Genomic DNA, 20683 nt, shown 5'->3' with positions numbered 1-20683 from the left:
GGGCCTACAGCCCGGCGGTTTTTTTTCATCCCTTCACTTTCCAACCCTGCGAGGAGCCTTCGATGAACGCCAAGACCACTGCCGCCAGCGATGCCTGGTATGCGCGGCCTGCCGACAAGACCAGCCAGACCGACGACCAGCGCATCAAGGACATCACCGTGCTTCCGCCGCCCGAACACCTCATCCGTTTCTTCCCCATCGCCGGCACGCCGGTGGAGGGCCTGATCAAGCAGACCCGCAGCCGCATCCACGACATCCTGCACGGCAAGGACGACCGCCTGCTGGTCATCATCGGCCCCTGCTCCATCCACGACCCGGCCGCCGCGCTGGACTACGCCCGCCGCCTCAAGCCGCTGCGGGAGAAGTACGCCGACACGCTGGAAATCGTGATGCGTGTCTATTTCGAGAAGCCGCGCACCACGGTGGGCTGGAAGGGCCTGATCAACGACCCGTACCTCGACGAGAGCTACCGCATCGACGAAGGTCTGCGCATCGCGCGCCAGCTGCTGATCGAAATCAACCGCCAGGGTCTGCCGGCGGGCAGCGAGTTCCTGGACGTGATCAGCCCGCAGTACATCGGCGACTTGATCGCCTGGGGGGCCATCGGCGCACGCACCACCGAAAGCCAGGTGCACCGCGAACTGGCCTCGGGCCTGTCGGCTCCCATCGGATTCAAGAACGGCACCGACGGCAACATCAAGATCGCCACCGACGCCATCCAGGCGGCCGCACGCGGTCACCACTTCCTGTCGGTGCACAAAAACGGGCAGGTGGCCATCGTCCAGACCAATGGCAACAAGGACTGCCATGTCATCCTGCGCGGCGGCAAGGCACCCAACTACGACGCGGCCCATGTGGCTGCGGCCGTCAAGGAACTGGAAGCCGCCAAGCTGACGCCGCGTCTGATGGTCGACTGCAGCCATGCCAACAGCAGCAAGCAGCACGAGAGGCAGCTGGAGGTGGCCCGCGACATCGGTGCGCAGATCGCGGGCGGCAGCCGCAGCGTGTTCGGCGTGATGATCGAAAGCCACATCGAGGCAGGGGCCCAGAAGTTCACGCCAGGCAAAGACGATGTGGCCAAGCTGGCCTATGGCCAGAGCATCACCGACGCCTGTCTCGGCTGGAACGACTCCGTACAAGCGCTCGACATCCTGTCCCAGGCGGTGGTGCGCCGGCGCTCCTCACGCTGATCCGGTCATTCGTGGCAAAGCCCACGGGATCCCGTCGCGAAGGGGGCACCGGCTTCTGGTGACGATGGTCTAATGTGTTCGCAAGTGCGATGCGCAACGTGGGCGCCGCGCGGGCATTGTGGGCAAGCCGTGAGGGGGTGCGTTTGGAGCAGCCGGTTCTGGGTCTGGGATTGTTGGGGTTTTCCGAGGCGGGGGGCCTGCGCCTGCGGGCATGGGCGGCCCAGGCGCCTGCCGGCTGGCCCGAGTGGCGCACCTGCGATCCGCATCTGGCCGATGCCTGGATGATTGCAGGCGATTCGGTGGACGTGTTGGGACGCGACGAGCTGGTGATTCGCCACCCCCAGGGCAGCGGCGAGCGCCTGACCCTCAACCGCGCGGAGGTGGACCGGCCGCTGGCCTTCGCCACGCCGCTGCCTGAGGGTTTCGCCTCGGCCGAGTTTTTCGAGGCCGGTAGCGAAAGCAGCGTGCGGCAGCGCCTGCAGCGTTTCGAGGCCTGGCTGCGTCCGCTGCGGACCCAGTTCGCCCTGGGTGCACGGCTGCACGAGCACATGGACCAAATGCGCTCGGGCGGCGTGGTGCATCTCTCTGCAGGTGAGCGGCTGCTGGCGGTGATCGACATTCAGCGCTGGCAGGCGGCGCTGCTGATCCCGGCCCGGCCTGTTGATCTGGCGATGGCGCACTGGACCCATGGAGAACAACTGTCCCGGGACGTGCCTCCCTCGTTCGTCCGCCTTCCCCTGCACCGCGTGATGTGGAACTACGCGGTGCGCACCCGGCGCGACGTGCTGCCCCACCGCTACCGTGAGCAGCGTCTGTACCTGCGCAGGGTGCCGCGCCTGCCGGCCCACTGGTTCGATGAGCTCCACCTGGTGCTGATGCGCGAGCTGATGGACCGGCCCGCCACGTTCGCCCAGTTGCGCGAGCGCATCGGGTCGGGCGAGCCAGACCTGGCGCGCCATCTGGCGGCGTTGTACCACGGCGGGGCACTGACGACCGATGTGGACAGTGCCCGCAGGGCCGAGGCCGACAACCGGCGTTCGATCGTGGCGCTGCGGTTCGACCATGTCGACACCGACCTGTCCTCCCGCCAGCACAACCCGGATTCGGTGGCCCCGTCCAGCATCCTGCGGGAGGCGGTGCACTCGCCGCTTCGGGTGTCGACGAGCGCACAATAGGCGGGCCCCGGTTTCCGGGTCCTAGAGTCCATCATCATCCGTCAGGAGTCATCCCATGCGCAGCCAAGTCACCGTGACCTGGGGCGAGCCCGCCACCTACCGCTTCGACCTTGAAGAGGTGCAACCCATGCCGCACGACCAGGCGCGCGCCTGGCTGGACCAGCAATTCACGGCGTTCGACTGCGAGCCCATCCGCCTGACCGGCAAGGTGCTGACGGCGGACAAGGTGCTCAGTGTGGCGCAGGCGGCCGGGCAGGACCGCTTCCGCGAGGCGGCGCACCGAAACTGGGCGATGGAGTTTGCGCGTGCGAGCAGCGCCGCGTTGGCCAAGCCGGCCGTGACGGTCGACTTGGCCGCGATGTCGGTCGGTTACTGAGCCGTCGGGCCGAGCGCGGTGAGCAGGCGGCTGTGCACGCCGCCGAAACCGCCGTTGCTCATGCAGACGATGTGGTCGCCCGCCTTGGCGGCTGCCACCACCTGTTGCACCAGTTCGTCGATGGTCGGTGCGACCGACGCGCGTGCGCCCATTGGCGCAAGGGCCTCGCGCGCATCCCAGTCCAGTCCGCCCGAGTGGCAGAACGCCAGGTCGGCCGGCTCCAGGCTCCAGGGCAGCTGGGCCTTCATCGTGCCCAGCTTCATGGTGTTGCTGCGCGGCTCGAACACCGCCAGAATGCGCCCGCCCGACGCTCCGAGGCGCCGGCGCAGGCCGTCGAGCGTGGTGCGGATGGCTGTGGGGTGGTGGGCGAAATCGTCGTAGACGGTGACCGACCCGCCGTCGCGGGGCACCGTGCCACGGACCTCCATGCGCCGGCGCACGTTCTGGAAACTGCCCAGGGCCCGGGCCGCGTCGGCGGGCAGCACCCCCACATGCTGGGCGGCCGCAATGGCCGCCAGCGCGTTCAGCTGATTGTGTTCACCCGTGAGGGACCACTCCACGCGGGCCACCTTCCGGCCGAGCTCCAGCACGTCGAACGCGTGGGGTTCGCCGACCGCGCTGAAGTCGCTGACCGCGGCGCCGAAGCTGCGGACCTCGCTCCAGTGCCCCATGTGCAGCACCCGGTCGAGGCTCTCTTCCAGGCCGTTGACCACCAGCCGGCCGCTGCCGGGCACGGTGCGCACCAGGTGGTGGAACTGCCGCTCGATGGCCGCCAGGTTGTCGAAGATGTCGGCGTGGTCGAACTCGAGGTTGTTCAGGATGGCAGTGCGTGGGCGGTAGTGCACGAACTTGCTGCGCTTGTCGAAAAACGCAGTGTCGTATTCGTCTGCTTCGATGACAAACAGGGGGTGGCGCAGCGGCTGTGCGCTCAGCTCCGTGTCCCCCGCCCGCTGCGCGGGCTCCTCCTTTACCTGCGCTGAGCGCACAGCCGCCGCGCCGCCCAGCCTCGCCGACACGCCGAAGTTCATCGGCACGCCGCCCACCAGGAAGCCGGGCTTCAATCCGTTGGCCTCCAGTACCCAGGCCAGCATCGATGTGGTGGTGGTCTTGCCGTGGGTGCCGGCGACGGCCAGCACATGGCGTCCCTGCAGCACGTGTTCGGCCAGCCACTGGGGGCCGCTGGTGTAGGGCGCACCGGCTTCCAGGATGGCTTCCATCAGCGGGAACTTGGGGCTGCCGTCGGCCAGCCGGGCGCGGCTGACCACGTTGCCGACCACATAGAGGTCCGGGGCCAGCGCCATCTGGTCGGCTGAGAAGCCCTCGATCAGGTCGATGCCCAAGGCCCGCAGCTGGTCGCTCATCGGCGGGTAGACCCCGGCGTCGCAGCCGGTGACGCGGTGGCCGGCCTCGCGCGCGAGCGCCGCCAGGCCGCCCATGAATGTGCCGCAAATGCCCAGGATATGAATATGCATGCGGCGATTCTAGGGGGGTGCCCGTGCACAATCGGCCTATGGACAGCTTCCGCACCGACACGTCCGCCGAGATCGCCTCGGTGGCCGCGCGCCTGGTGGTCGACGAGGGTCTGGAGTACGCGGCGGCCAAGCGGCGCGCGGCCAAGCAGCTCGGTCTTCCGCCTTCGCGCACCCCCTGGCCCGACAACCAAACGCTGGAAGAGGCGGTGCGCGAGCACATTGCGATCTTTTGCGCCGACACCCAGCCCGGCGAATTGAGGGCGTTGCGGGAACTGGCCCTGGTATGGATGGAGCGGCTGGCCGCGTTCAGGCCTCATCTGTGCGGAGCGGTCTGGCACGGGACCGCCACCCGCCACAGCGATATCTATGTGCAGCTGTACTGCGACGATCCGAAATCGGCGGAGTGGGCGCTGCTGGATCACCGTGTCGAGTACCACCCCGGCACAGCGGCCAGCGATGCCAATGGCGAGCCGGTCGAGGCCCTCACGCTGAGGCTGCGCTGCGAGCCGCTCGAGCAGTGGGTGCTGCTGCACCTGCTGGTGATGGATCACGACGCCTTGCGCGGCGCCCTGCGGCCGGACGCGCAAGGGCGGCGTCCCCGGGGCGATGCGCAGGATCTGCGGGCCCTGCTGGCGTCCGATGCCGGTGTTCCGGAGGGACGCGCATGAACCGGCGAACCCTGTGGATGGGGGGACTGGGTGTCGCGGCTGCGGCAGCCGGCGCGGGGGTGGCCTGGTGGCGGCTGCGGCCCGGTCCGGTGCTGGGCGATGCGGAAAACCAGTTCTGGGCCAGCGCCTTTCCCGATGTGTCGGGTGCTCTATTGCCGATGTCGGGCTTCCGGGGGCGCCCTCTGCTCGTGAACTTCTGGGCCACCTGGTGTCCTCCCTGTGTGGAGGAGCTGCCCCTGATCAACACCTTCCACCGGGCGCAATCGGCCCGCGGATGGCAGGTGCTGGGCCTGGCGGTGGACCAGGCGGCGCCGGTGTCGCGGTTTCTGACGCGGCTGCCGCTGGACTTCCCGGTGGCACTGGCCGGCTTCGCGGGCACCGACCTGGCACGGAGTCTGGGCAATCCGAGTGGGGCTTTGCCCTTCAGCGTGGTGTTTGCCGCCGACGGTGCGGTGCTGCACCGCAAGCTCGGTAAGGTCAGTGCCGAAGAGCTGGCGCAGTGGGCCAGCCTGGCCTGACCGGGTGACCGGACAGGCGGCGAACTCCCGGTTATGAACTGAATTAAAAAACGGTTAAAGTCCCGCGAACTTGAAACAGTTTGCAGGCTGGTGGCCGAAGCGGCCCGCCTCTGCAGGTGTGACGAACGGCATTTCCAGTGGATTGTGCCTCGTGTACACTGCGCACCCCGCCAAGTCGGTGGCGCTTCGTTTGGTTGAAGATGAGCGAAGTTTGGCCAACTTGACTGCAATTCGTTGGAGAAATCATGGATCTTAGAAAACTGAAGACACTGATCGATCTGGTGTCCGAGTCGAACGTGTCCGAGCTGGAAATCACCGAAGCCGAGGGCAAGGTCAGGATCGTCAAGAGTGCTCCAGCGGCAGCGGTGGCCCAGGTCGTTGCGGCTCCCGTGGTTGCGGCGCCCGCCGTGCAGGCGATGGCTGAGGCGGCCGCTCCTACTGCGGTCCCGGTCGCCGCGCCAGCTGCGGTCGGTCACACGGTCAAATCGCCCATGGTGGGCACCTTCTACCGTGCCTCCAGCCCAGGCGCCAAGCCCTTCGCGGAAATCGGCCAGACCATCAAGGAAGGCGAGACCATCTGCATCGTCGAGGCCATGAAGATCCTCAACGAGATTGAAGCCGACAAGAGCGGCACGATCACGCAGATCCTGGTCGAGAACGGTCAGGCGGTGGAATACGGCCAGCCGATGTTCGTCATCGAATAAGGGGACCTTCGCCCCATGTTCAAGAAAATCCTTATCGCCAATCGCGGCGAAATCGCCCTGCGCGTGCAGCGCGCCTGCCGCGAGATGGGCATCAAGGCCGTGATGGTCTATTCCGAGGCCGACCGCGACGCCAAGTACGTCCGGCTGGCCGACGAGGCGGTCTGCATCGGCCCGGCCCCGTCGGGCCAGAGTTACCTCAACATGCCGGCCATCATCTCGGCCGCCGAGGTGACCGACGCGGAAGCGATCCACCCCGGCTACGGCTTCCTGTCCGAGAACGCCGACTTCGCCGAGCGCGTCGAGCGCAGCGGCTTCACCTTCATCGGCCCGACCCCCGAGTCCATCCGCATCATGGGCGACAAGGTGTCGGCCAAGCAGGCCATGATCCGGGCCGGCGTGCCCTGCGTGCCGGGTTCCGAAGGGGCGCTGCCCGACGATCCGGCCGTGATCAAGAAGACCGCCAAGGCGGTGGGCTACCCGGTGATCATCAAGGCCGCCGGCGGTGGCGGTGGTCGCGGCATGCGCGTGGTGCACACCGAGGCGGCGCTGATCCATGCGGTGCAGACCACCAAGGCGGAAGCCGCGGCGGCCTTCGGCAACCCCGAGGTGTACATGGAGAAGTTTCTCCAGAACCCTCGTCACATCGAGATCCAGGTGCTCGCCGACACGCATCGCAACGCGGTCTACCTGGGCGAGCGCGACTGCTCGATGCAGCGGCGTCACCAGAAGGTGATCGAGGAAGCGCCGGCCCCGGGCATCCCGCGCCGCCTGATCGAAAAGATCGGCGACCGCTGTGCCGCCGCCTGCAAGAAGATCGGCTACCGCGGTGCGGGCACCTTTGAATTCCTGTACGAGAACGGCGAGTTCTATTTCATCGAGATGAACACCCGCGTGCAGGTGGAGCACCCGGTGACCGAGTGGATCTCCGGAATCGACATCGTGCGCACCCAGATCGCGGTGGCGGCCGGCGAGAAGCTGCCGTTCACCCAGCGCCAGATCCAACTCAAGGGCCACGCCATCGAGTGCCGCGTCAATGCGGAGGACGCCTACAAGTTCACCCCGTCGCCCGGGCGCATCACCACCTGGCACATGCCGGGCGGGCCCGGTGTGCGCGTGGACTCGCACGCTTACACCAACTACTTCGTGCCGCCCAATTACGACTCGATGATCGGCAAGATCATCGTGCACGGCGATACGCGCGAACAGGCCCTGGCGCGCATGCGCACCGCCTTGTCGGAGTGTGTGGTCGAGGGCATCAAGACCAACATTCCGCTGCACCGCGAGCTGATGGTCGACGCCAGCTTCGTGGCCGGCGGCACCAACATCCACTACCTCGAAGAGTGGCTGTCGCAGCGTGAGCGCTGACCTGTCTGCCGGCTCGCTGTACGAGCTGGTGCTGCTGGTGCCCGAAGCCGGTGTGGAGCCGGTCGGTGATGCGCTGGTCGCGCTGGACGCGCTGAGTGTCTCGGTCGAGGACGCCGACGCGCTGACTCCGGCCGAGCAGGCGCTCTTCGGCGAGCCCGGCATGCCGCCGCCCAAGGAAGGCTGGAACCGCTCGCGGGTGGTGGCTCTGTTCCCGCAAGAAGCGGCGGCGCGCGAGGCGGCGGCGCTGCTGTTGCCACAGGACTTCTTCGGGGGCTCGCAGGTGCTGGGCGTGCGCGCCGTGGCGGACCAGGACTGGGTGCGCCTGACCCAGTCGCAGTTCGATCCGGTCGAGATCACGCCGACCTTTTGGATCGTGCCGACCTGGCACGAGCCGCCCGCCGCGGCGCAGGAGGTGATCCGGCTCGATCCGGGCTTGGCCTTCGGCACCGGCACCCACCCGACCACCCGCATGTGCCTGCGCTGGATCGCAACCCACGCACCGCGCGGTCATCGCGTGCTCGACTACGGTTGCGGCTCGGGTATCCTGGCCATTGGTGCGGCCAAGTTCGGTGCCGAGCCCATCGTGGCCGTCGACATCGATCCGGCCGCCGTCGAGTCCACACGGCTCAACGCCGATGCCAATGGGGTGCGCCTGCAGACCGGCCTCCCGGACGTGGTCGACGGGCACTTCGATGTCGTGCTGGCCAACATCCTGGCCACACCGCTGAAGGTGCTCGCGCCCTTGCTGTGCGAACGCGTGAAGGCCGGTGGTCACCTGGTGCTGGCCGGCATCCTGGCGCGCCAGGAGGACGAGTTGCGCGAGGCCTATGCGCCGTGGGTCGACCTGCGCGTGGGCGATGAGGAAGACGGCTGGATTCTCATGACCGCCCGCAAGGCGTGAGGGGCCTCGGCGGCCGGGTCTGGCGCAGGCGCCTGCAATAATTCCCGCATGAGTTTCACCACCCGCTGTCCGGCTTGCGGAACGACCTTCCGGATCGTTCCCGACCAGCTCAAGATTTCCGACGGTTGGGTGCGCTGCGGGCATTGCTCCGACGTGTTCGATGCCACGCTGTTCCTTGAGAAGGAGCCGGTGGCTGTGGCAGCCGCTGCTGTCTCGACCGTTTCCGTGCCGCCAGCCCCCGCTGCTCAGGACGACGGGGAAGGCGAGTGGTTGCTGCATCCCGGGCCTGCGCCGGCCACACCGCCTTTGGCGCCGGGGCCGGCGCTGACCGAGGAGGGCTTTGCGGACGAGTTGCGCCGGTTTGCGGCCGAGGGCAGGGACGGCATTGAGGTGGCGGATGTTCCCGTAGAAATTCTGGAGCCTGAACCGCTGCCCGCCGGAGCTGCTCCCGCCGCCGATGTGAGCCGGCCGCCTGCGCCGCGCCAGGAGCCACCTCTGCAGCCGAAAGCGCCACCGCCACCACTGGCGGCGCCGGCGTCTGTCCAGGATGAGGACGATGTGCCGGTGCTGGCGGAGCCCAGCTTCGTTCGGCAGGCGCGGCGCAAGGCCTTCTGGCAGTCCCGCGGTGTGCGGATATCCCTGGTGGCCGTGACCTTCATGCTGTTGGCCGGGTTGGTGGCGCAGTGGTCGGTGCACGAGCGGGACCGGCTCGCTGCGCGACATCCGTTCACCGCGCCCTGGCTGACGGCGCTGTGCCAGCCGCTGGGCTGCAGCCTCGGTGCGGCCCGCCAGATCGAGGCGGTGTCCATCGACAGCTCCAACCTGGTGCGCCGGCTGGGCAACTTCTATTCTTTCGACCTGGTGCTCAAGAACAGCGCCGCGCTGCCGCTCGCGGTGCCGGCGCTCGAACTGAGCCTGACCGACACCCGGGACAACGTGATCGCCCGGCGGGTGTTCCTTCCCGCCGAGCTGCCGGGCGCGCCCGAGGTGCTGCCCGCGCAAGGTGCCGTGTCCATGAGCCTGCGGCTGTCCATTGCCGACAGTGGCGTGTCTTCCATGACGGGCTACCGGGCCCTGGTGTTCTATCCCTGATCCATTCTCTCTTTCATCATGTCCATTCTCATCTGCGGCTCCCTGGCGTTCGACACCATCATGAGCTTCGAAGGTCGTTTCGCCGAACAGATCCTGCCCAGCCAGCTGCACATCCTCAACGTGTCGTTCCTGGTTCCCGGCATGCGCCGGGAATTCGGTGGCTGCGCCGGCAATATCGCCTACGGCCTGCGGCAGCTCGGGTCCGATGCGATGCCGCTGGCCATGGTCGGCAACGACGCGCAGGACTACCTGTCGCGGTTGCAGGGCCTGGGTGTGGACACGCGCTTCATCGGCACCACGAAGGACAACTACACCGCACAGGCCATGATCATGACCGACCGCGACAACAACCAGATCACGGCGTTCCACCCTGGTGCGATGTCGCAGGCCCATGAGAACCGCGTCCCGGTCGACGCGGGCATCCGTCTGGCGATCGTGGCACCGGATGGCAGGGACGCCATGCTCGAGCACGCGCAACAGCTGCACGACGCGGGCATTCCCTTCGTTTTCGACCCCGGTCAGGGCCTGCCGATGTTCAACGGTGAGGAGCTGCGCCGCTTCGTGTCGATGGCCAGCTGGGTGGCGGTCAACGACTATGAAGGCAAGATGCTCAGTGACCGCACGGGTCTGGGCCTGGCGGAGATCGCCGCGCAGGTCAAAGGGCTGGTCGTGACCCTGGCCGAGCACGGCTGCGACGTGTATGAGCAGGGTCGCCAGACGCGGGTGGCCGGCGTGCCGGCCACTGCGGTGGTGGATCCGACCGGTTGCGGCGACGCGTTCCGTGCGGCGCTGCTGCACGGACTGTCACAAGGCTGGTCGCTGGAGCGTTGCGCGGAACTGGGCAACCGCCTGGGCGCCACCAAGATCGCCTGCCGGGGCGGCCAGAACTACACGCTCTGAGGCGGGCTCGGAAATGAAAAAGCCCGGCGCTTTCACGCCGGGCTTGTCAATCATCCCGGAGGACGACTCAGGGCTTGCTGGACGTCGGGAACGGCCAGGCAGCCTGAGGGTTCAGCTTGGTTTGCGCTGCAGGGGCCGCAGGGGCTGCCGGCTTCTTGGCCGGCTCAGCTTTTTTTGCGGGGGCTGCCTTCTTGACGGCGGCCTTCTTGGGGGCAGCGGCTTTCTTGGCCGGAGCGGCCTTCTTCGGAGCAGCGGCCTTCTTGGCCGGAGCGGCCTTCTTCGGAGCAGCAGCCTTCTTGGCCGGAGCGGCCTTCTTCGGAGCAGCGGCCTTCTTGGCCGGAGCGGCCTTCTTCGGAGCAGCGGCCTTCTTGGCCGGAGCGGCCTTCTTCGGAGCAGCAGCCTTCTTGGCCGGAGCGGCCTTCTTCGGAGCAGCAGCCTTCTTGGCCGGAGCGGCCTTCTTCGGAGCAGCAGCCTTCTTGGCCGGGGCGGCCTTCTTCGGTGCAGCAGCCTTCTTGGCCGGGGCGGCCTTCTTCACAGCGGCCTTTTTGGCCGGGGCTTTTTTCGCAGTTGCCATTGTTTTCTCCTTGATCAAGTTGCAAAGAGCACTTCGCGCGGGAGATCTCCGCGGAAGTGATTCAGGGACCTGGCGCCGTGGATGCATCCACGGATGGCGCCAAGGCCTTGAATCCTGTGACAAAGCCCTGCCCCGGACGCCGGAACGTCTGGGGCAGGGCTTTGTGATTCGGTGAACATGGGATGAGGCATCAGTCCCAGGACAGCGCTCCGCCGGACTGGTATTCGATGACACGGGTCTCGAAGAAATTTCGTTCCTTCTTGAGGTCGATCATCTCGCTCATCCAGGGGAACGGGTTCTCTTCGTTCGGGAACAGCGGCTCCAGGCCGATCTGCGTCGCACGGCGGTTGGCGATGTAGCGCAGATAGCCCTTGAACATCGACGCATTCAGGCCCAGCACGCCGCGCGGCATGGTGTCTTCGGCGTACTGGTATTCGAGGTCGACGGCCTTGAGGAACAGCTCCTTGATCTCGGCCTTGAACTGCGGGGTCCAGAGCATCGGGTTCTCGAGCTTGATCGCGTTGATCAGGTCGATGCCGAAGTTGCAGTGCATGGACTCGTCGCGCAGGATGTACTGGTACTGCTCGGCGGCGCCGGTCATCTTGTTCTGGCGGCCCAGTGCCAGGATCTGCGTGAAGCCGACGTAGAAAAACAGGCCTTCCATCAGGCACGCAAACACGATCAGCGACTTGAGCAGCGTCTGGTCGGCCTCAGGTGTGCCGGTCTTGAAGGCGGGGTCCATGATCGCGTCGATGAACGGGATCAGGAACTCGTCCTTGTTGCGGATGGACTGGACCTCGTGGTACGCGTTGAAGATCTCGCCTTCGTCCAGGCCGAGGCTCTCCACGATGTACTGGTAGGCGTGGGTGTGGATGGCCTCTTCAAAGGCCTGGCGCAGCAGGAACTGGCGGCACTCGGGCGCCGTGATGTGGCGGTAGGTGCCCAGGGTGATGTTGTTGGCGGCCAGCGAGTCGGCGGTGACGAAGAAGCCGAGGTTGCGCTTGACGATGCGGCGCTCGTCTTCGGTCAGGCCGTTGGGGTCTTTCCAGAGCGCGATGTCGCGGCTCATGTTCACTTCCTGCGGCATCCAGTGGTTGGCGCAGGTGGCGAGGTACTTTTCCCAGGCCCACTTGTACTTGAAGGGCACCAGCTGGTTGACGTCGGTCTGGCCGTTGATGATGCGCTTGTCGGCCACGTTGACGCGGCGCTGCTCGCTGCTGCGGGTGGCGGACGTGGAAGCGGGGGAGGACACTGCAGCTTGCGCACCCGACGAGGTGGGTGGCAATGTTTGAAGAGCGGGCTTCGAGGAGGGAGTGACTTGTTCGTCCCAGGTCAACATGGTGGTGTCCAATTCAGCGGATTATCGAAGTGTCGGCATGAAATGCAAAGGACTCATGCGCGCGATGAATGTTTTGTGTTGCGGTGTCGCATCGAAAAAGCGCAAGGTGCGACAGCTTCATCACGCGCATGAGCGCAGGCATCACTGGCAGGCTTCGCAGCCCGGGTCGTCGATCGCGCAGAACTTGATGTCGGTCGCGGGCTCGGCGGCCATCGCTGTCGCCGGTGCGGCGTTCATCGCAGGCTCGCCGCCATGGGCCGACACCGCGTTGAGCTGGCCGGTACGACCGGTGGATTTCTCGGCGTGCGTGGCCGAGGTGGTGCGCAGGTAGTAGGTGGTCTTGAGGCCGCGCAGCCAGGCGAGCTTGTAGGTCTCGTCGAGCTTCTTGCCCGACGCGCCGGCCATGTAGATGTTCAGGCTCTGCGCCTGGTCGATCCACTTCTGGCGCCGCGCGGCGGCTTCCACCAGCCACATCGGCTCCACTTCGAACGCGGTGGCGTAGAGCGCCTTCACGTCCTGCGGCACGCGGTCGATGGGGCGCAGCGAGCCGTCGAAGTGCTTGAGGTCCATGACCATCACGTCGTCCCACAGGCCCAGGCGCTTGAGGTCCTTGACCAGGTAGCTGTTGATGACGGTGAACTCGCCCGACAGGTTGGACTTGACCGAGAGGTTGCCGAAGCAGGGCTCGATGGAGGCATCCACACCGATGATGTTGGAGATGGTCGCGGTGGGCGCGATGGCCACGCAGTTGGAGTTGCGCATGCCGTCCTGCGCGATCTTCTTGCGCAGGGCGTCCCAGTCCAGCGTGGCCGAGCGATCCACGTCCACATAGCCGCCGCGCTCGCGCGCCAGCAGGTCCAGCGTGTCGGGGGGCAGGAGACCCTGGTCCCACAGCGAGCCGCGGTAGCTGCTGTAGCGGCCGCGCTCACGCGCCAGTTCGGTCGAGGCCCAGTAGGCGTAGTAGCAGATGGCTTCCATCGAGCGGTCGGCAAACTCGACCGCCTCGTTGGAGGCGTAGGGGATGCGCAGTTCGTACAGCGCGTCCTGGAAACCCATCAGGCCCAGGCCGACCGGGCGGTGGCGCAGGTTCGAGTCGCGCGCCTTCTTGACCGCGTAGTAGTTGATGTCGATCACGTTGTCGAGCATGCGCATCGCGGTGTTGATCGTCTTCTGCAGCTTGGCGTGGTCGAGCTGGCCATCCTTGAGGTGGCGGTGCAGGTTGACCGAGCCCAGGTTGCAGACGGCGGTCTCGGTGTCGCTGGTGTTGAGCGTGATCTCGGTGCACAGGTTGGAGCTGTGCACCACGCCGGCATGCTGCTGCGGGCTGCGCACGTTGCAGGCGTCCTTGAAAGTAATCCAGGGGTGGCCGGTCTCGAACAGCATCGAGAGCATCTTGCGCCACAGGTCCACGGCCGGCACTTTCTTGTAGGGCTTGATTTCGCCGCGGGCGGCCTTCTCCTCGTAGGCCACGTAGGCGCGTTCGAAATCGGCGCCGAACTTGTCGTGCAGGTCGGGCACGTTGTTGGGCGAGAACAGGCTCCAGTCGCCCTTTTCCATCACACGGCGCATGAACAGGTCGGGAATCCAGTTCGCCGTGTTCATGTCGTGGGTGCGGCGGCGGTCGTCGCCGGTGTTCTTGCGCAGCTCCAGGAACTCTTCAATGTCCAGATGCCAGGTTTCGAGGTAGGTGCAGACCGCGCCCTTGCGCTTGCCGCCCTGGTTGACCGCGACCGCGGTGTCGTTCACCACCTTGAGGAAGGGCACCACGCCCTGCGATTCGCCGTTGGTGCCCTTGATGTGGGCGCCCAGGGCGCGCACGCGGGTCCAGTCGTTGCCCAGGCCGCCGGCGAACTTGGACAGCAGCGCGTTTTCCTTGATCGACTCGTAGATGCCGTCCAGGTCGTCGGGCACCGTGGTCAGGTAGCAGCTGGAGAGTTGCGAGCGCAGTGTGCCGGCGTTGAACAGCGTGGGCGTGGACGACATGAAGTCGAACGAGGACAGCACCTCGTAGAACTCGATGGCGCGGGCTTCCCGGTCGATCTCGTTCAGCGCCAGGCCCATGGCCACGCGCATGAAGAAGATCTGCGGCAGCTCGATGCGCTGCTTGCGCACGTGCAGGAAGTAGCGGTCGTACAGGGTCTGCAGACCCAGGTAGTCGAACTGCAGGTCGCGCTCGGGCTTGAGCGCGGCGCCCAGGCGCGCCAGGTCGAACTGCAGCAGCTTCTCGTCCAGCAGCTCGTTCTGCACCCCCTTCTTGATGGCCTGCGGGAAGTGGTCGGCATAGCGCGGACCACGTTCGGTGGGCGGTACCTCTTCGCCCAGGACCTCCTTGAACACGGTGTGCAGCAGCAGGCGCGCCGTGGCGTAGGTGTAGTCCGGGTCTTTCTCGATCAGGGTGCGGGCGGCGAGGATGGCCGCCTTGTAGACCTCCTCGATGGGCACGCCGTCGTACAGGTTGCGCTTGGTCTCGGCGACGATGGGCTCGGCCTTGACGTCCTTGCCCAGGCCGGCGCAGGCGGCCTCGATCAGGCCCTGCAGTCCGGCGATGTCCAGCGGCACGCGCCGACCTCCGTCCATCACGTGCAGGGCCGCTTCGGCCGGCTTGGCCGTCTCGGCCTGGTGGGCGCGTTCCTGCGCACGGCGCTCGCGGTACAGCACATAGGCGCGTGCGACCTCGTGGTGGCCGCCGCGCATCAGGCCCAGCTCGACATGGTCCTGCACGTCCTCGATGTGGAAGGTGCCGCCGCCGGGGCGTGAACGCATCAGTGCGCGCACCACCGTCTGGGTCAGCGCGTCCACGGTCTCGCGCACGCTGGCCGACGCGGCGCCCTGGGTGCCGTGCACCGCCAGGAACGCCTTCATCATGGCCACCGCGATCTTGCTGGGTTCGAACGGCACGACGGCGCCGTTGCGACGGATGATCTGGTACTGGGTCAGCACGGAGGCTCCGGCGGGCTCGGCAGTGGCGCCGGTGCTTCCGGTGGGCATGTGGGGGGCGTTGGGGGATGCGGTGGACGTGACGGTCAGCATGGTTCCTCTTTCGTTTGTGTTGTGGCGCCGATGGTTCGGCTGGTGCGGCGCACACTATATCTGGTGTCCAGGGGTGGTTCAAGCCACTACAGGTAGTGTGCCGGGAAAAAGCTGCGGTCTTTTTCGTCAGGCAAAATAACCGCCGCTCGGGCGAGGTGCCCAGGTCCGGTGTGGTGCAGCGTCGGTGCGCGGCGCGGGTGCCGGAATCCAGCGCCGGCGCGCGTTCCGCGCGGATTCCGCGTGGAAGTCCGCACGGTTGCTGGCAACGCGCGGCGAGGAGATGGTGCCGCTCAGGCGGCGTTCGGGTCCGGGTCGAATCTGGTGATCACGCACCCGGGAAAGCACCGATGGTCCCAGCCCAGTTCGCGCTGCAGCCGGGCCCAGTCGAAGCCGGAGCCGGGATCGAGCTTTCTGCCGGGAGCGATGTGCTCGTGCCCGGCAATGTGGGTGATCGGGTAGCGGCCGGCCAGTTGCCGGCACAGACGCGTCAGCGCCTGGTACTGCGCGTCTTCGAATGTCTGGCCTTCGAGGCCCTCGAGCTCAATGCCGATCGAGTCGTCGTTGCAGCGCTCGCGGCCGCGCCAGCATGAGACGCCGGCATGCCAGGCGCGCCGGTCGGCGTCGACGAACTGCACCGTGTGCCCGTCGCGGCGCAGGAAAAAATGGGTCGAGACCTCCAGCCCCCGGATCTGTTCGAAGTAGGGGTGGGCCGACCAGTCGAGCCGGTTGGTGAACAGCTGCTCGACCTCCGGTCCGCCGTAGCGGCCCGGCGGCAGGCTGATCGAGTGCAGCACGATGAGGTCGACCACGGCACCCGCCGGGCGTTCGTTGGCGTTCGGCGAGACCATGTGCTGCGCCGAGCGCAGCCAGCCGCCGGCCCAGTCGTCCGCGTCAGGTGGTGCTGTCGTCATCGTCGGAGGGCATGGTGATCCCCAGTCGCTGGATGCGGTAGCGGATCTGCCGCAGGTTGAGCCCCAGGCGGTTGGCGGCGGCCGTGCGGTTGTAGTCGCATTCCTTGAGCGCCTTGAGCAGCACCTGCCGTTCCTGCTCGTCCAGATAGCTCTGCAGGTCGTCGGGGATGGTGTCGGGTTGGGTGGTCGGAACCTCGGCGGCTTCCGACAGCGCGCTGCGCGCCGCGGTGTCCGCGAAGCCGGTGTCCATGGCGTCGCCCGGGTCCGCGAAGTCCTGCGCCTGCAGCTCGCTACCGGCGCTCAGCGCCAGTGCGCGTTGCAGCAGGTTTTCCAGCTCGCGGACGTTGCCCGGCAGCTCGCGCGCCTGCAGCCAGGCGAGGGCGTCGGCGGTGAGTGCGGGCGTCGGCTGGCCGGTTTCGCTGCAGATGCGGTGCAGCAGCGCGTCGACCAGTCCGGGCAGGTCCTCGCGCCGTTCCCGCAGCGGTGGCGTGCGCAGGCCGATCACGTTGAGCCGGTAGAACAGGTCCTGGCGGAAGTGGCCGTCCCGCACCAGGGTGGCGAGGTCTTTGTGCGTGGCGCTGACCAGCCGCACGTCGACCGCCTCCTCCTGCACGCCGCCCAGCGGGCGCACGCGCCGTTCCTGGATCACGCGCAGCAGCTTGGCCTGCATGCCCAGCGGCAGGTCGCCGATTTCGTCGAGGAACAGCGTGCCGCCCTTGGCGGCCTGGAAGTAGCCTTCCCGGTCGTGGCTGGCACCGGTGTAGGCTCCCTTGCGGGCGCCGAAGAACTCGGCCTCGATGAGGTTGTCCGGGATCGCTCCGCAGTTGACGGCCACGAACGGACCGTCGGCGCGGTGGCTGCACTCGTGCACGGCGCGCGCCACCAGCTCCTTGCCGGTGCCCGACTCGCCCAGGATCAGCACCGGGGCCATGCTGGTCGCAACCTTCTCGATGCGCTGGCGGATCTGCTGCATGACCGCCGAGGCGCCGACGATGCGCTGCAGTGCCTGCACGCCGGCGGAGGGCGGTGACGCGGTGCGCGGGGTTTCGGTGGCCGCGCCGTGGCGCGGCGCGCCCGCCACCGGATGGCGCTGGCTTTGCAGGGCCGCCTGCACCGCGGCGCGCAGCTGCTTGAGGTCCACCGGTTTGGTCAGGTAGTCGAAGGCGCCTCTCTTGAGGGCCTCGACGGCGTTTTCGGCCGACCCGTAGGCGGTGATCACAATGGTCTTTTCGGTGCGCTGCTGTTCGCCCAGTTCGCGCAGCAGCTCCAGACCCAGGCCGTCGGGCAGGCGCATGTCGGAGATCAGGACATCGAAGCGCCGCTGCCCCAGCCATTCCCGGGCCTGGGCCAGGTCGGGCGCCGAAACGACTTCATGCCCTTCGCGCAGCAGGGTGAGTTCGTACAGAGTGCGCAGATCCGGTTCGTCGTCGACGACCAGCACACAGGCTGTGGAAGAAGCGGGCATGGGGCGCTCAGAGCGTGGACAGGGACGGTGGTCCGTTGGTGGACGGCCGCGAGGGCGGAGGCATCGAGTCCCCCGCAGGATAGGTCAGGCTTTGCTGCACCGGAGCCCGCGCGCCGCCCTGCAGGGTGGGGGCCAGGATGTAGAACTCATTGCCTTCCTTCTGGTCGAGCCGGCTGCGCTGGTAGGCGATCTGCGCGCCGTAGCGCTCGCACAGCTCGCGGCAGATGTACAGCCCCAGTCCGCTGGACCGGCTCTCGGACGAGAAGAAGGGTTCGAACAGGTGCTTGAGCACGCCCGGCTCCAGCGGCGCGCTGTCGCTCCACACCGAGATGCGTACCCGGTCGGGACCGCTGGGCTGCGTGATCACCCGCACGGAAGACGGCCTGCGGCTGGCGTGGCGCAAGGCGTTGTCCAGCAGGTTGATCAGCAGGCGGCGCAGGTGTTCGGGGTCGAACGCGATGTGGGTGCCCGGCGCGTGGGGGTGTACTCCCAGCACGCCTTGGGCCTGGGCCTGGCGGTTCCACTCGTGCGTGATGTAGCGCACCGTCTGGTCCAGGGGCAGGGCGGGCGCCGTCTCGCCCTGGCTGGGCTGCGCGCGGGCCACGTTGAGGATGTCGTCCACGATCTTGGCCAGGCGCTGGGCGTTCTGGTCGATCATGCGCGTCAGGCGCTTCTGCCCGGCTTCGGAGACCTCCTCGTCCAGCAGGGCGTTGGCCTGTGTGATGGCCGACAGCGGGTTGCGGATCTCGTGTGCCACCGCGGCCGACATGCGGCCCATGGAGGCGAGCTTCTCGGTGCGCACGCGCGCCTCGACCTCGCGCAGGTCCTCCAGGAACAGCACGCACAGCTCGGTGGGGCGGGCGCTCTGGGCGCTGGTCAGCCGCGTGCGGGCGAACAGGCGGTGGGTGGTGAACTCGTCGAGGTCCACCCGGACCTCCGATTCCAGCTCCTGGCCCCGCAGGAAGGTCTGGTCCACCAGCCGGGCCAGTTCCTCCCAGCCGGTGCGCGCCGACAGCAGCAACTTGGCGGCCTGCGGGTAGGCCTCGCCCATGAGCATGCCTTGCGCGGCGGGGTTGGCGTTGCGCACCACGCCGTGGCGGTCGACCACCATGACTCCTTCGCTGAGGCTCTCGATGATGAGTTCGTTGACCTGGGCCTGGGTGCGGGCAGCGGCCTGGCTGCTGCGTGCACGGGCCTCCTCGCGCGCCAGTCGCTGGGCCAGCTGGCTGGCCAGGAACGCGACAAGGAAGAAGCCGGTGCCGGTCAGCCCCGATTGCAGGAACCGCGAGGTGGACACCTCGCTGAGCAGCGGGGCGCTGAGGGCCGCTTCGCCCAGCAGGTACAGGGTGACCACGGCGGCGGTGGCCAGCGCCAGGGTGATCGAGCCCAGGATGGAGGCCATCAATACCGGCAGGGCGAACAGCGGTGTGTAGTTGATGCCGGACTGCTGGAAATACTGCAGCACACCGAACGCCGCCAGGTCGACCCCGATGGTCAGCAGCCATTGCCCCCCGAAGGCACGCCCGGGGGCCGGAGGCCGGGTCCAGATCAGCACGGCCAGCGCCGCTGTCAGGTGCAGCGCACACACGGCCACCAGCCAAGTCGGTCCGGCGCCCGGACTGCGCAGCAGGAACACCTGCAGCGCCAGCAGCACGATGGCGATGAGCACCCGGGCGCGCATGAAGGCGCGCCACAGGCGCACGTAGGCGCGCACGTGGTGCTGGCGGTTCAGCACGCTGTCGCCGGCTTCCAGGGTGGAAAACCAGGAGGGCGCGAAATGGGAAGGCGGTTCCTGGGGCATGTTAGAGCGTGGGCCGCGTGCCGGGACTCAGCGGGCGGAGGCTTCGTGCTGGCGGCGGTGCTCGGCGCAGCAGTACCGGCCCGTGGGGCCTTGCACCACCTCCGCCTCGGGCACATGGGTGCCGCAGTGGGCACAGGCGATCATGGCCACCGGACCGCGCGGGGCCTTGGGCTTGGGCGCGTCGTTGCGCTCGGCGGTCTGGCGGTTGTTGCGCCAGATCCAGAACGCGAACAGCAGCACCAGCAGGACCAGCAGGTATTTCATAGGGTCACCCGGCGCGTTGCAGCACCACTTCGAGCACGAAGCGCGAGCCGGCATAACCCAGCAGCAGGAAGCCGGCACCCAGGTAGAGCATGCGGATGGCCACGCGGCCGCGCCAGCCCAGCCGCCAGCGCCCCAGCAGCAGCACGCCCATGGTCAGCCAGGCCAGCACCGAGAAGGCGGTCTTGTGGTTCCACACCCAGCGCTGGTTGATCAGTTCGGAGAACCACCCGCCCACCACCAGCGTGGCGGTCAGCAGCACGAAGCCCGCGGCCACGAAGCGGAAGGTCAGGCGCTCCAGGGTCAGCAGCGGCATCGAGGTGTCGCTGGTGGCGCCCAGGCGCATCGCCTTGTCGGCGCGCTGCATCAGCCAGGCGTGCACCACGGCGGCCGCGATCAGGCCGTAGGAGGCGATGCCCAGCGCCCAGTGCAGCGGCATCCAGCTCGACGGCAGGGCGTGGTACTGCGCGCCCGGAAAAAACAGCGCCAGCAGCACCGCCAGGGTGCCCAGCACCGCCAGCGTCCAGCGGGCCTTGAGCTGCGGGTACATGCGGCTCTCGATCAGGTAGACGGTGAGCACCAGCCAGGCCGTCACCGAGAGCGCGGGGGCAAACCCGAACCGCGCCGGCGTTTCCAGCAGGGCAGAACCGAGCACGAACAGGTGCAGCACCCACGCCGTGGCCAGCACGCCCCGGGTCTGCCGCTGCGACAGGCGGGGATGGGCCCAGGCCAGGAAGGCGTACGCCAGCGCCGCCACCGCCGACAGCAGCGCCGCAGGCGGGTTGGAGGTGAGTGCGGGCAGGAGGGTCATGAAGGGGATTGGAGGCCGGTGGCCGGTGGGCGGGCGGCTAAAATCGCCTCTGGAGTTTAAAGCGTCTTGGCCGTGCGAACCGCCGGTTCCGCCACGCGACCGGACCATGGCGTCACGCCGCCACCACCCC

19 protein-coding genes are annotated in these 20683 nt (G+C 67.5%); 10 read left to right on the top strand and 9 right to left on the bottom strand.

All coding sequences use genetic code 11. The annotated features are described in order from the left end of the window. Window positions 1–62 precede the first annotated feature (62 nt). The 3 genes from RCO38_RS11575 to RCO38_RS11565 all read left to right on the top strand — a co-directional run bounded on the left by RCO38_RS11575 (window position 63) and on the right by RCO38_RS11565 (window position 2741). Complete coding sequence (locus RCO38_RS11575; RefSeq protein WP_308328461.1) at window positions 63–1190, top strand: 3-deoxy-7-phosphoheptulonate synthase; 1128 nt, start codon at window positions 63–65, stop codon at window positions 1188–1190. A gap of 170 nt (window positions 1191–1360) precedes the next feature. Beyond that, complete coding sequence (locus tag RCO38_RS11570; RefSeq protein ID WP_308328460.1) at window positions 1361–2365, top strand: hypothetical protein; 1005 nt, start codon at window positions 1361–1363, stop codon at window positions 2363–2365. A gap of 55 nt (window positions 2366–2420) precedes the next feature. Then, window positions 2421–2741, top strand: a complete 321-nt coding sequence (locus RCO38_RS11565) for a hypothetical protein (protein ID WP_308328459.1) — start codon at window positions 2421–2423, stop codon at window positions 2739–2741. On the opposite strand, the gene mpl is transcribed toward RCO38_RS11565, so the two are convergent. After that, complete coding sequence (gene mpl, locus RCO38_RS11560) at window positions 2735–4213, bottom strand: UDP-N-acetylmuramate:L-alanyl-gamma-D-glutamyl-meso-diaminopimelate ligase (RefSeq protein WP_308328458.1); 1479 nt, start codon at window positions 4211–4213, stop codon at window positions 2735–2737. The genes RCO38_RS11565 and mpl overlap by 7 nt on opposite strands. A gap of 38 nt (window positions 4214–4251) precedes the next feature. Between mpl and RCO38_RS11555 the strand changes: the two genes are divergently transcribed. The 7 genes from RCO38_RS11555 to RCO38_RS11525 all read left to right on the top strand — a co-directional run bounded on the left by RCO38_RS11555 (window position 4252) and on the right by RCO38_RS11525 (window position 10361). After that, on the top strand, window positions 4252–4881 hold the full coding sequence (locus RCO38_RS11555; protein ID WP_308328822.1) for a hypothetical protein: 630 nt from the start codon (window positions 4252–4254) through the stop codon (window positions 4879–4881). After that, a complete protein-coding gene (locus tag RCO38_RS11550) occupies window positions 4878–5399 on the top strand; it encodes a TlpA family protein disulfide reductase (RefSeq protein WP_308328457.1) in 522 nt (173 codons plus the stop codon). The genes RCO38_RS11555 and RCO38_RS11550 overlap by 4 nt, the downstream gene beginning before the upstream one ends. A 245-nt stretch (window positions 5400–5644) precedes the next feature. Beyond that, window positions 5645–6103 (top strand): acetyl-CoA carboxylase biotin carboxyl carrier protein, encoded by a 459-nt coding sequence (gene accB, locus RCO38_RS11545; RefSeq protein WP_308328456.1) that lies wholly within the window; start codon window positions 5645–5647, stop codon window positions 6101–6103. Window positions 6104–6118: 15 nt separating this feature from the next. Further along, complete coding sequence (gene accC, locus RCO38_RS11540) at window positions 6119–7468, top strand: acetyl-CoA carboxylase biotin carboxylase subunit (protein WP_308328455.1); 1350 nt, start codon at window positions 6119–6121, stop codon at window positions 7466–7468. A gap of 16 nt (window positions 7469–7484) precedes the next feature. Continuing rightward, the gene (gene prmA / locus RCO38_RS11535; RefSeq protein WP_308328821.1) at window positions 7485–8369 is read left to right on the top strand and encodes a 50S ribosomal protein L11 methyltransferase; all 885 of its coding nucleotides are present in this window, start codon (window positions 7485–7487) and stop codon (window positions 8367–8369) included. Window positions 8370–8417: 48 nt separating this feature from the next. Next, window positions 8418–9461, top strand: a complete 1044-nt coding sequence (locus RCO38_RS11530) for a zinc-ribbon and DUF3426 domain-containing protein (protein ID WP_308328454.1) — start codon at window positions 8418–8420, stop codon at window positions 9459–9461. 18 nt (window positions 9462–9479) lie between these two features. Next, window positions 9480–10361 carry a carbohydrate kinase family protein gene (locus RCO38_RS11525; protein WP_308328453.1) on the top strand — a complete coding sequence of 294 codons (882 nt, stop codon included), beginning with the start codon at window positions 9480–9482 and terminating at the stop codon, window positions 10359–10361. A 67-nt stretch (window positions 10362–10428) separates the two neighbouring features. On the opposite strand, the gene RCO38_RS11520 is transcribed toward RCO38_RS11525, so the two are convergent. From RCO38_RS11520 to RCO38_RS11485, 8 genes are all read right to left on the bottom strand, one after another. After that, complete coding sequence (locus RCO38_RS11520; protein WP_308328452.1) at window positions 10429–10935, bottom strand: histone; 507 nt, start codon at window positions 10933–10935, stop codon at window positions 10429–10431. 190 nt (window positions 10936–11125) lie between these two features. Further along, window positions 11126–12274, bottom strand: coding sequence for a ribonucleotide-diphosphate reductase subunit beta (locus tag RCO38_RS11515; RefSeq protein WP_308328451.1), 1149 nt, complete (start codon window positions 12272–12274; stop codon window positions 11126–11128). A gap of 141 nt (window positions 12275–12415) precedes the next feature. After that, window positions 12416–15262 (bottom strand): ribonucleoside-diphosphate reductase subunit alpha, encoded by a 2847-nt coding sequence (locus tag RCO38_RS11510; protein WP_308328820.1) that lies wholly within the window; start codon window positions 15260–15262, stop codon window positions 12416–12418. 332 nt (window positions 15263–15594) lie between these two features. Next, entirely contained in the window at window positions 15595–16215 is a 621-nt protein-coding gene (ampD, locus tag RCO38_RS11505) for a 1,6-anhydro-N-acetylmuramyl-L-alanine amidase AmpD (RefSeq protein WP_308328450.1), read from the bottom strand. Further along, window positions 16196–17680 (bottom strand): sigma-54-dependent transcriptional regulator, encoded by a 1485-nt coding sequence (locus RCO38_RS11500; RefSeq protein WP_308328449.1) that lies wholly within the window; start codon window positions 17678–17680, stop codon window positions 16196–16198. The genes ampD and RCO38_RS11500 overlap by 20 nt, the downstream gene beginning before the upstream one ends. Window positions 17681–17687: 7 nt before the next feature. Continuing rightward, window positions 17688–19481 (bottom strand): sensor histidine kinase, encoded by a 1794-nt coding sequence (locus RCO38_RS11495; RefSeq protein WP_308328448.1) that lies wholly within the window; start codon window positions 19479–19481, stop codon window positions 17688–17690. 27 nt (window positions 19482–19508) lie between these two features. Further along, window positions 19509–19745, bottom strand: a complete 237-nt coding sequence (locus RCO38_RS11490) for a PP0621 family protein (protein WP_308328447.1) — start codon at window positions 19743–19745, stop codon at window positions 19509–19511. Window positions 19746–19749: 4 nt separating this feature from the next. After that, complete coding sequence (locus tag RCO38_RS11485; protein ID WP_308328446.1) at window positions 19750–20553, bottom strand: cytochrome C assembly family protein; 804 nt, start codon at window positions 20551–20553, stop codon at window positions 19750–19752. Window positions 20554–20683: the final 130 nt, after the last annotated feature.

The organism is Hydrogenophaga pseudoflava (assembly GCF_031020795.1).
In the GTDB taxonomy this organism is placed as follows: domain Bacteria; phylum Pseudomonadota; class Gammaproteobacteria; order Burkholderiales; family Burkholderiaceae_C; genus Hydrogenophaga; species Hydrogenophaga pseudoflava_A.
Note: the sequence above shows the minus strand (reverse complement) of the source record. Positions and strands in the feature narration are given on the sequence as shown.